Annotated in this window: 19 protein-coding genes and 1 pseudogene; 1 reads left to right on the forward strand and 19 read right to left on the reverse strand. The window is 49.9% G+C overall.

From position 1 onward, the window contains the following. Positions 1 to 10 precede the first annotated feature (10 nt). From rpsH to rpsJ, 16 genes are all read right to left on the reverse strand, one after another. Positions 11 to 403, reverse strand: a complete 393-nt coding sequence (rpsH, locus tag ACMVME_RS22665) for a 30S ribosomal protein S8 (RefSeq protein ID WP_006178918.1) — start codon at positions 401 to 403, stop codon at positions 11 to 13. Positions 404 to 433: 30 nt separating this feature from the next. Continuing rightward, positions 434 to 739 (reverse strand): 30S ribosomal protein S14, encoded by a 306-nt coding sequence (gene rpsN / locus ACMVME_RS22670; RefSeq protein ID WP_003863291.1) that lies wholly within the window; start codon positions 737 to 739, stop codon positions 434 to 436. Between the two features lie 14 nt (positions 740 to 753). Beyond that, positions 754 to 1293, reverse strand: coding sequence for a 50S ribosomal protein L5 (rplE, locus tag ACMVME_RS22675; protein ID WP_001096206.1), 540 nt, complete (start codon positions 1291 to 1293; stop codon positions 754 to 756). A gap of 14 nt (positions 1294 to 1307) precedes the next feature. Next, positions 1308 to 1622: a 50S ribosomal protein L24 gene (gene rplX / locus ACMVME_RS22680; protein WP_000729185.1), complete on the reverse strand. Its 315-nt coding sequence runs from the start codon at positions 1620 to 1622 to the stop codon at positions 1308 to 1310. Between the two features lie 10 nt (positions 1623 to 1632). After that, a complete protein-coding gene (gene rplN, locus ACMVME_RS22685) occupies positions 1633 to 2004 on the reverse strand; it encodes a 50S ribosomal protein L14 (protein ID WP_002919748.1) in 372 nt (123 codons plus the stop codon). 166 nt (positions 2005 to 2170) lie between these two features. After that, positions 2171 to 2425 carry a 30S ribosomal protein S17 gene (gene rpsQ / locus ACMVME_RS22690; protein ID WP_008503489.1) on the reverse strand — a complete coding sequence of 85 codons (255 nt, stop codon included), beginning with the start codon at positions 2423 to 2425 and terminating at the stop codon, positions 2171 to 2173. Then, a complete protein-coding gene (gene rpmC, locus ACMVME_RS22695) occupies positions 2425 to 2616 on the reverse strand; it encodes a 50S ribosomal protein L29 (protein ID WP_003863282.1) in 192 nt (63 codons plus the stop codon). Before rpmC ends, rpsQ begins: the two co-directional genes overlap by 1 nt. Continuing rightward, the gene (gene rplP, locus ACMVME_RS22700; RefSeq protein ID WP_002919759.1) at positions 2616 to 3026 is read right to left on the reverse strand and encodes a 50S ribosomal protein L16; all 411 of its coding nucleotides are present in this window, start codon (positions 3024 to 3026) and stop codon (positions 2616 to 2618) included. The genes rpmC and rplP overlap by 1 nt, the downstream gene beginning before the upstream one ends. 12 nt (positions 3027 to 3038) lie before the next feature. After that, positions 3039 to 3740, reverse strand: a complete 702-nt coding sequence (gene rpsC, locus ACMVME_RS22705) for a 30S ribosomal protein S3 (protein ID WP_000529945.1) — start codon at positions 3738 to 3740, stop codon at positions 3039 to 3041. A 17-nt stretch (positions 3741 to 3757) separates the two neighbouring features. Beyond that, positions 3758 to 4090: a 50S ribosomal protein L22 gene (gene rplV, locus ACMVME_RS22710; RefSeq protein WP_002919773.1), complete on the reverse strand. Its 333-nt coding sequence runs from the start codon at positions 4088 to 4090 to the stop codon at positions 3758 to 3760. Positions 4091 to 4104: 14 nt separating this feature from the next. Continuing rightward, the gene (gene rpsS, locus ACMVME_RS22715) at positions 4105 to 4383 is read right to left on the reverse strand and encodes a 30S ribosomal protein S19 (RefSeq protein ID WP_001138117.1); all 279 of its coding nucleotides are present in this window, start codon (positions 4381 to 4383) and stop codon (positions 4105 to 4107) included. 16 nt (positions 4384 to 4399) lie between these two features. After that, positions 4400 to 5221 carry a 50S ribosomal protein L2 gene (gene rplB / locus ACMVME_RS22720; protein ID WP_000301859.1) on the reverse strand — a complete coding sequence of 274 codons (822 nt, stop codon included), beginning with the start codon at positions 5219 to 5221 and terminating at the stop codon, positions 4400 to 4402. A gap of 17 nt (positions 5222 to 5238) precedes the next feature. Beyond that, positions 5239 to 5541 carry a 50S ribosomal protein L23 gene (rplW, locus tag ACMVME_RS22725; protein ID WP_000617546.1) on the reverse strand — a complete coding sequence of 101 codons (303 nt, stop codon included), beginning with the start codon at positions 5539 to 5541 and terminating at the stop codon, positions 5239 to 5241. Continuing rightward, positions 5538 to 6143 (reverse strand): 50S ribosomal protein L4, encoded by a 606-nt coding sequence (gene rplD, locus ACMVME_RS22730; RefSeq protein WP_000424395.1) that lies wholly within the window; start codon positions 6141 to 6143, stop codon positions 5538 to 5540. The genes rplW and rplD overlap by 4 nt, the downstream gene beginning before the upstream one ends. A 10-nt stretch (positions 6144 to 6153) precedes the next feature. After that, positions 6154 to 6783, reverse strand: a complete 630-nt coding sequence (gene rplC / locus ACMVME_RS22735) for a 50S ribosomal protein L3 (RefSeq protein ID WP_006178923.1) — start codon at positions 6781 to 6783, stop codon at positions 6154 to 6156. A 32-nt stretch (positions 6784 to 6815) separates the two neighbouring features. After that, positions 6816 to 7127, reverse strand: coding sequence for a 30S ribosomal protein S10 (gene rpsJ / locus ACMVME_RS22740; RefSeq protein WP_001181005.1), 312 nt, complete (start codon positions 7125 to 7127; stop codon positions 6816 to 6818). Between the two features lie 379 nt (positions 7128 to 7506). Between rpsJ and ACMVME_RS22745 the strand changes: the two genes are divergently transcribed. Beyond that, on the forward strand, positions 7507 to 7980 hold the full coding sequence (locus ACMVME_RS22745) for a prepilin peptidase (protein ID WP_068795489.1): 474 nt from the start codon (positions 7507 to 7509) through the stop codon (positions 7978 to 7980). Here the strand turns inward: ACMVME_RS22745 and bfr are convergent. From bfr to tuf, 3 genes and pseudogenes are all read right to left on the reverse strand, one after another. Then, positions 7964 to 8440: a bacterioferritin gene (gene bfr, locus ACMVME_RS22750; RefSeq protein WP_068795490.1), complete on the reverse strand. Its 477-nt coding sequence runs from the start codon at positions 8438 to 8440 to the stop codon at positions 7964 to 7966. The genes ACMVME_RS22745 and bfr overlap by 17 nt on opposite strands. 72 nt (positions 8441 to 8512) lie before the next feature. Next, entirely contained in the window at positions 8513 to 8707 is a 195-nt protein-coding gene (gene bfd / locus ACMVME_RS22755; RefSeq protein WP_008503493.1) for a bacterioferritin-associated ferredoxin, read from the reverse strand. A 179-nt stretch (positions 8708 to 8886) separates the two neighbouring features. Next, a pseudogene (tuf, locus tag ACMVME_RS22760) lies at positions 8887 to 9009 on the reverse strand (elongation factor Tu); the annotation flags it as partial.

A 9009-nucleotide genomic window follows, 5' to 3' on the forward strand; every position in this document is an offset into this window, starting at 1 on the left:
TTTCCTCCGATTAGGCTACGTAGCAGATAATTTCGCCACCAAGACCAGCCTGGCGCGCTGCACGATCAGTCATAACACCTTTAGAGGTAGAAACAACTGCGATACCAAGACCAGCCATAACTTTAGGCAGCTCATCTTTTTTCTTATAGATGCGCAGACCTGGGCGGCTGACACGCTGAATGCTTTCTACAACAGCTTTACCCTGGAAATACTTGAGAGTAAGTTCCAGTTCCGGCTTGGTGTCGCCTTCAACTTTAAAATCTTCGATAAAACCTTCTTCCTTCAGCACGTTGGCAATTGCCACTTTCAGCTTGGCGGAAGGCATGGTGACCGCAACTTTGTTCGCGGCCTGACCGTTACGGATACGGGTCAGCATATCCGCGATCGGATCTTGCATGCTCATCTGTCTTTACTCCCGTGATTCAATTGGTAATTACCAGCTAGCCTTTTTCAAGCCTGGTACTTCACCGCGCATGGCGGCTTCACGCAGTTTGATACGGCTCAACCCAAACTTGCCCACATAACCATGTGGACGACCTGTTTGACGACAGCGGTTACGCTGACGAGACGGGCTGGAATCACGCGGCAGAGACTGCAGCTTGAGAACCGCATTCCAACGATCTTCGTCGGAAGCGTTCACATCAGAAATGATCGCTTTCAGTTCAGCGCGTTTAGCGAAGAATTTATCAGCTAAAGCTACGCGTTTTACTTCGCGTGCTTTCATTGATTGCTTAGCCATTCAGTAACCCTACCTTACTTGCGGAACGGGAAGTCAAAGGCAGCCAGCAGAGCACGGCCTTCTTCATCAGATTTCGCAGTAGTGGTAATGGTAATATCCAAACCACGCACGCGGTCGACTTTATCGTAGTCGATCTCTGGGAAGATGATCTGCTCACGGACACCCATGCTGTAGTTACCACGACCGTCGAAAGACTTAGCGGACAAGCCACGGAAGTCACGGATACGTGGTACAGCAATAGTGATCAGGCGCTCAAAGAACTCCCACATGCGTTCGCCACGCAGAGTTACTTTACAGCCGATCGGATAGCCCTGACGGATTTTGAAGCCTGCAACAGATTTGCGTGCTTTGGTGATCAGCGGTTTTTGACCGGAGATTGCTGTCAGGTCAGCTGCTGCGTTATCCAGCAGTTTCTTGTCAGCGATCGCTTCACCAACACCCATGTTCAGGGTGATCTTCTCGACCCGAGGGACTTGCATGACAGAATTGTAGTTAAACTCAGTCATGAGTTTGTTAACTACTTCGTCTTTGTAGTAATCATGCAGTTTCGCCATCGTACTACTCCAAATTACTTGATAGTTTCGCTGTTAGACTTGAAGAAACGGACTTTTTTCCCGTCTTCGAATCTAAAGCCTACACGGTCAGCCTTGCCGGTTGCCGCATTGAAGATTGCAACGTTAGAAACCTGAATAGCAGCTTCTTTTTCAACGATGCCGCCTGGTTGGTTCAGGGCCGGAACCGGCTTCTGATGTTTCTTAACCAGGTTGATACCTTCAACAATGACCTTGCCGGAAGACAGGACATTTTTTACTTTACCGCGTTTACCTTTATCTTTACCGGTTAACACGATAACTTCGTCATCACGACGGATTTTCGCTGCCATGATTCGCTCCTTAGAGTACTTCTGGTGCCAGAGAGATAATTTTCATGAACTTTTCAGTACGAAGTTCACGAGTTACCGGCCCAAAGATACGCGTGCCGATTGGCTGCTCACTGTTATTGTTCAAAATAACGCATGCATTACCATCGAAGCGAATGACAGAACCGTCAGGGCGACGAACACCCTTCTTGGTGCGCACCACTACCGCTTTCAGCACATCACCTTTTTTGACCTTACCACGTGGAATTGCTTCTTTGATGGTGATCTTGATGATGTCGCCTACGCCTGCGTAGCGACGGTGCGAGCCACCCAGAACCTTGATACACATTACGCGACGTGCACCGGAGTTGTCGGCGACGTTCAGCATAGTCTGTTCTTGGATCATTTTAGTGCTCCGCTAATGTCAACTACTACCTGAGACTCTAAAATCAGAGCCGTTAAAAAGCCCCATATCGAGGGCGCGGCATTATAACACCGCTTCTACAATATGGGTAGAAAAAATAAACGGCTCATCGCTGAGCCGTTTATTCGTATTGAGAATGCGTACTCTATTACAGAACCGCTTTCTCTACAACGCGAACCAGCGTCCAGGACTTAGTCTTGGACAGTGGACGGCATTCACGGATTTCAACCTTGTCGCCGATACCACATTCGTTGTTCTCGTCATGTACGTGCAGTTTGGTCGTACGTTTGATGAATTTACCGTAGATCGGGTGTTTCACAATACGTTCGATAGCTACAACGATGGATTTCTCCATCTTGTCGCTAACAACACGACCTTGCAGAGTACGGATTTTATCGGTCATTACGCACCCGCCTTCTGAGTCAGTAAAGTCTTAACGCGCGCAACATTGCGACGCACTTGCTTCAGCAGGTGAGTCTGTTGCAGCTGGCCACTTGCAGCCTGCATACGCAGGTTGAACTGCTCACGCAGCAGGTTCAGCAGCTCAGCGTTCAGCTCTTCAACGCTTTTTTCACGCAGCTCTTTTGCTTTCATTACATCACCGTCTTAGTTACAAAGGTGGTTTTGATAGGCAGTTTCGCTGCTGCCAGGCCGAAGGCTTCACGGGCCAGCTCTTCCGGAACGCCGTCCATTTCATAAAGGACTTTGCCCGGTTGGATCAAGGCAACCCAGTACTCCACGTTACCTTTACCTTTACCCATACGAACTTCCAGCGGCTTCTCGGTGATCGGTTTGTCCGGGAATACACGGATCCAGATCTTACCTTGACGCTTAACTGCACGGGTCATTGCACGACGTGCTGCTTCGATCTGACGTGCAGTCAGACGACCACGGCCAACAGCTTTCAGACCGAAAGTGCCGAAGCTAACATCCGTACCCTGCGCCAGACCACGGTTGCGGCCTTTGTGCACTTTACGGAATTTTGTACGCTTTGGTTGTAACATCAGCGACGCTCCTTATTTACGGCCTTTACGCTGCTGCTTTTTAGGTTGAGCAGCCGGTTTTTCCGGTTGTTCAACAGCAGCCATACCACCCAGGATCTCACCTTTGAAGATCCATACCTTAACGCCGATTACACCGTAAGTGGTGTGCGCTTCAGAGGTGTTGTAGTCGATGTCAGCACGCAGAGTGTGCAGCGGTACGCGACCTTCGCGGTACCATTCGGTACGTGCGATTTCCGCGCCGCCCAGACGGCCGCTAACTTCAACTTTGATACCCTTAGCGCCCAGACGCATTGCGTTCTGTACAGCACGCTTCATAGCACGACGGAACATAACACGACGTTCCAGCTGTGAAGTGATGCTGTCAGCAACCAATTTAGCGTCCAGTTCAGGCTTACGAACTTCAGCGATATTGATCTGTGCAGGAACGCCAGCGATATCCGCTACGACCTTGCGCAGTTTTTCTACGTCTTCGCCTTTCTTACCGATAACGATGCCAGGACGAGCAGTGTGAATGGTTACACGAATGCTCTTAGCTGGACGCTCGATAACGATACGAGATACAGACGCTTTAGCCAGTTCCTTAGTCAGGTACTGACGTACTTTAAAATCGCTGTCCAGGTTGTCAGCGAATTCTTTGGTGTTCGCAAACCAGGTAGAGTTCCATGGTTTTACAATACCCAGGCGAATACCATTAGGATGTACTTTCTGACCCATTGCTAGTCTCCAGAGTCTCAGCGATCGGACACAACCACAGTAATGTGGCTGGTGCGCTTCAGGATGCGATCTGCACGACCTTTCGCACGCGGCATAATGCGCTTCATGCTTGGGCCTTCATCTACGAAAATTTTCGCGACTTTCAGATCGTCGATGTCAGCGCCATCGTTGTGTTCAGCGTTAGCAATGGCAGATTCCAGTACTTTCTTGACCAATACCGCAGCTTTCTTGTTGGTATAGGTCAGGATGTCCAGGGCCTGCGACACTTTCTTACCGCGAATCAGGTCAGCAACAAGGCGAACCTTCTGAGCAGAAGAACGAGCATGGCGATGTTGAGCTAAAGTTTCCATCTCTTCCTCCTACCTTATTTCTTCTTCGCTTTTTTATCAGCAGCGTGGCCGCGATAAGTACGAGTCGGTGCGAATTCACCCAGTTTGTGACCAACCATTTCGTCGGTAACAAAGACTGGAACGTGCTGACGACCATTATGGACAGCGATGGTCAAACCGATCATGTTAGGAAAGATCGTTGAACGACGGGACCAAGTGCGCAGGGGCTTCTTGTCTCCGCTTTCCACCGCTTTCTCTACCTTCTTCAGCAAGTGCAGGTCAATAAAAGGACCTTTCTTGAGAGAACGTGGCATGGCTTATCCTCTAAAATTATTTGCTACGGCGACGTACGATAAATTTATCAGTACGCTTGTTGCTGCGGGTCTTCTTACCTTTGGTCTGAACGCCCCACGGAGTTACCGGGTGCTTACCAAAGTTACGACCTTCACCACCACCATGTGGGTGGTCTACTGGGTTCATCGCAGTACCGCGAACGGTAGGACGAACACCACGCCAGCGTGCAGCACCAGCTTTACCCAGAACGCGCAGCATATGCTCAGCATTGCCAACTTCGCCCAGAGTAGCGCGGCAATCTGCTTCGACTTTACGCATTTCACCAGAACGCAGACGCAGGGTGACATAAGCACCGTCACGAGCAACGATCTGAACGTAAGTACCCGCGGAACGCGCCAGCTGACCGCCTTTACCTGGTTTCATTTCTACGTTATGAACGGTAGAACCAACCGGGATATTGCGCATCGGCAGGGTGTTGCCTGCTTTGATTGCAGCATCAACGCCAGACTGAATCTGGTCGCCAGCTTTCAGGCCTTTAGGGGCCAGGATGTAACGGCGTTCACCGTCTTTGTACAGAACCAGCGCGATGTTCGCGGAACGGTTCGGATCGTACTCAAGACGTTCAACAACTGCTGGGATACCGTCTTTGTTGCGTTTGAAGTCAACAATACGATAAGCCTGCTTGTGGCCACCACCGATGTGACGAGTGGTGATACGGCCATTGTTGTTACGACCACCGGATTTGCTGTTTTTTTCCAGCAACGGAGCAAAAGGTTTGCCCTTGTGCAGCTCAGGGTTAACCACTTTAACTACGTGGCGACGACCCGGAGATGTCGGTTTACATTTAACAACTGCCATTGTATTACTCCTCCGACTTACTCAGCGCCGCCAACGAAGTCCAGGTTCTGGCCTTCTTTAAGGGTGACGTAAGCTTTTTTCCAGTCGCTACGACGACCGATACGCTGTCCGTGACGTTTAACTTTCCCTTTAACAACCAGGGTGTTAACGACTTCGACTTCGACTTCAAACAGTTTCTGCACAGCAGCTTTGATCTCTGCTTTGGTCGCGTCTTTAGCAACTTTGAGAACGATGGTGTTTGTTTTTTCCATCGCAGTAGACGCTTTTTCAGAAACGTGCGGTGCGCGAAGCACCTTCAGCAGACGTTCTTCACGAATCATGCCAGCATCTCCTCAACTTGCTTAACAGCATCAGCAGTCATTACGACTTTGTCGAAGGCGATCAGGCTAACCGGGTCGATACCAGTCGCATCGCGTACGTCAACCTTGTGCAGGTTACGTGCGGCCAGGAACAGGTTCTCGTCCAGCTCACCGGTGATGATCAGCACATCTTCCAGAGCCATGTCTTTCAGTTTCTGTGCCAGCAGCTTAGTTTTAGGCGCTTCTACAGAGAACTTCTCGACAACGATCAGACGATCCTGACGTACCAGTTCGGACAGAATGCTTTTCAGCGCGCCGCGGTACATCTTTTTGTTAACTTTTTGACTGTGGTCCTGTGGACGCGCAGCGAAGGTCACGCCACCTGAACGCCAGATCGGGCTCTTGATAGAACCTGAACGCGCACGGCCGGTACCTTTCTGGCGCCATGGCTTTTTGCCAGAACCAGTTACTTCAGCACGAGTCTTCTGAGCACGAGTACCCTGACGAGCACCAGCTGCATAAGCAACAACAACCTGGTGAACCAGCGCTTCGTTGAAATCACGACCGAAGGTAGTTTCGGAAACAGTCAGCGCGCTCTGCGCGTCTTTCAATACTAATTCCATTGCTATCCCCTTACGCCTTCACAGCTGGTTTAACGATCAGGTCGCTACCGGTAGCACCCGGAACAGCACCCTTAACCAGCAGCAGGTTGCGCTCAGCGTCAACACGTACTACGTCCAGGCTCTGAACGGTTACACGTTCGTTACCCAGCTGACCTGCCATTTTCTTGCCTTTGAACACTTTGCCCGGAGTCTGGTTCTGACCGATAGAACCCGGAACGCGGTGAGACAAGGAGTTACCGTGAGTAGCGTCCTGGGTACGGAAGTTCCAGCGCTTAACGGTACCAGCAAAACCTTTACCTTTAGAGGTACCGGTTACGTCAACTTTTTTAACGTCAGCAAACAGCTCAACGCTAATGTCTTGACCTACGGTGAACTCTTCGCCTTCAGCAAGACGGAATTCCCACAGACCACGGCCAGCTTCAACGCCAGCTTTAGCGAAGTGACCCGCTTCTGGTTTGGTTACACGGTTAGCTTTTTTAGCACCGGTGGTAACCTGAACAGCGCGGTAGCCATCGTTAGCCAGATCTTTAACCTGAGTAACGCGGTTTGCTTCAACTTCGATTACGGTTACTGGGATAGAAACGCCATCTTCAGTGAAGATGCGGGTCATTCCCACTTTTTTACCGACTAAACCAATCATTGTTTCAACCTCTCAATCGCTCGATGACCTGATTAACCCAGGCTGATCTGCACGTCTACACCGGCAGCCAGATCCAGACGCATCAGAGCATCAACGGTTTTCTCAGTTGGCTCAACGATGTCAACCAGACGCTTGTGAGTGCGGATTTCGTACTGATCACGCGCATCTTTGTTAACGTGCGGAGAGATCAGAACGGTAAAGCGCTCTTTGCGGGTCGGCAGCGGGATCGGACCACGGACTTGCGCACCAGTGCGCTTAGCAGTCTCGACGATTTCCGCGGTTGATTGATCGATCAGACGATGATCAAACGCTTTAAGGCGGATACGGATTCTTTGGTTCTGCATGAGACCAGAGCTCCAATTATTTTATAAACGAAAATGATTACTCCTCAAACCCATTACGATTGATGGGAGAGTGTAACCGTTCTTACGTAGCTCCCCGATTGGGAGCATTGTTGAGTAACAAAATTAGCTACTCCGGTTCAGATTGAACCCGCCGTCAACTACGACAAGCCCGCGCATTATACGTAAATCTGAGCAAGACGCAAGTGCCGTTTAGAAATTAAGCGCCAAAGACATGCGATGCGTAGGGCATTCCATTATTTGCAGCAACCTGTCTGCTTTCATCTCTTCTTATGAACCCCTCACGCAATTCCTGTGTTCGGACGTTGCTGGCCTTGCATCATGAGAAGAGTATGCACCAAACATCTTTGAGGCTTTGCGTATGCTGACTCCCCTCCCCTTTCTGCTCGTTTACTTCGCACTCTCCGGTTTACTGGTACGTGAAGATATTCGTGCCGGCCTTCTCCCGGATAAATACCTCTGTCCCCTCTTATGGACCGGCCTGCTCTTCCAGCGTTGCCTTCATCCTGACTTTCTTTCGAACGCAGTGGCTGGCGCGATGGCAGGGTATGTGAGCTTTGCGATTATCTACTGGGGCTACCGGCTTCTGACTGGACGTGAAGGGATGGGCTATGGCGATGTGAAATATCTTTCGGCACTGGGGGCGTGGCACGGTTGGCACATATTGCCCGCACTGGTGTTAACCGCCGCATTGTTGGCGCTTCTTTACCAGCTGATTCTCGCTTTACCGGCTCCTGATAAACAGGCATTAAAAAACCCACTGCCTTTTGGGCCATTTCTGGCGGCAGCGGGTTTAAGCGTTGGCTGGCAGACGCTGTTTAGTCAGCCACTTTAATCTGGGATTGAAGATAATTCTGCAGACCAATTTTACTGATGAGATCCAGCTCAGTTTCAAGCCAGTCAATGTGCCCTTCTTCATCGGCCAGAATCTGGATCATCATATCGCGGCTGACGTAGTCATAAACACTGTCCGCATAGGCAATGGCTTCGCGGAGATCTTTTGCGCCTTCAAGCTCCAGCCTGAGGTCGGACCGTAGCATCTCTTCAACATCTTCACCGATGCCGAGTTTGCCGAGATCCTGCAGGTTAGGAATGCCTTCAAGGAATAAAATACGCTCGATGTATTTATCGGCATGTTTCATCTCATCGATGGATTCATGGTATTCAACATCGTTGAGGCGCATCAGGCCCCAGTTTTTGAACATTCTCGCATGGAGAAAATACTGATTGATCGCGACAAGCTCATTTCCCAATAATTTATTGAGATAACTTATGATTTTAACATCACCTTTCATTATATAGTCCCTCCGCTTCCACTCATTGAAGCGTAGATCGGGCTACAGGGATGTCAAAAAAAAGATGGGCGCTTACGCAATCTCTTTGTATTCCGGGATCTGCATCAATTCGTCCTGCATGATCTCACGTGCAGCACGTACACATTTACCGCATTGATTTCCCACTGGAACAAATTTGCGAAGCTGCTGGAAGGACTGTGGCTGAAACTGGCGAACGGCCTGACGTATTTTTTTGTCGCTTACACCATTACATAAACAAACGTACATAAAGACTCCCGTTCAAAATATGCGCAAAGTGTAAGTGAGAATGGTTATGATTACAATAGCACAAACACCCGTATACGGGGCGGGAGAGGACGAAAAATGCGAAAATTTGTGACAGACACATAACGGCAGAAAACAAAAAAGGACGCCGAAGCGTCCTTTTTTAATTCAGGGATAAGTAATTAGCCCAGAACTTTAGCAACAACGCCCGCGCCAACGGTACGGCCGCCTTCACGGATTGCGAAACGCAGACCGTCGTCCATCGCGATTGGGTGGATCAGCGTCACAACCATCTTGATGTTGTC

This window comes from Enterobacter cloacae complex sp. 2024EL-00711, from assembly GCF_047529885.1.
In the GTDB taxonomy this organism is placed as follows: domain Bacteria; phylum Pseudomonadota; class Gammaproteobacteria; order Enterobacterales; family Enterobacteriaceae; genus Enterobacter; species Enterobacter ludwigii.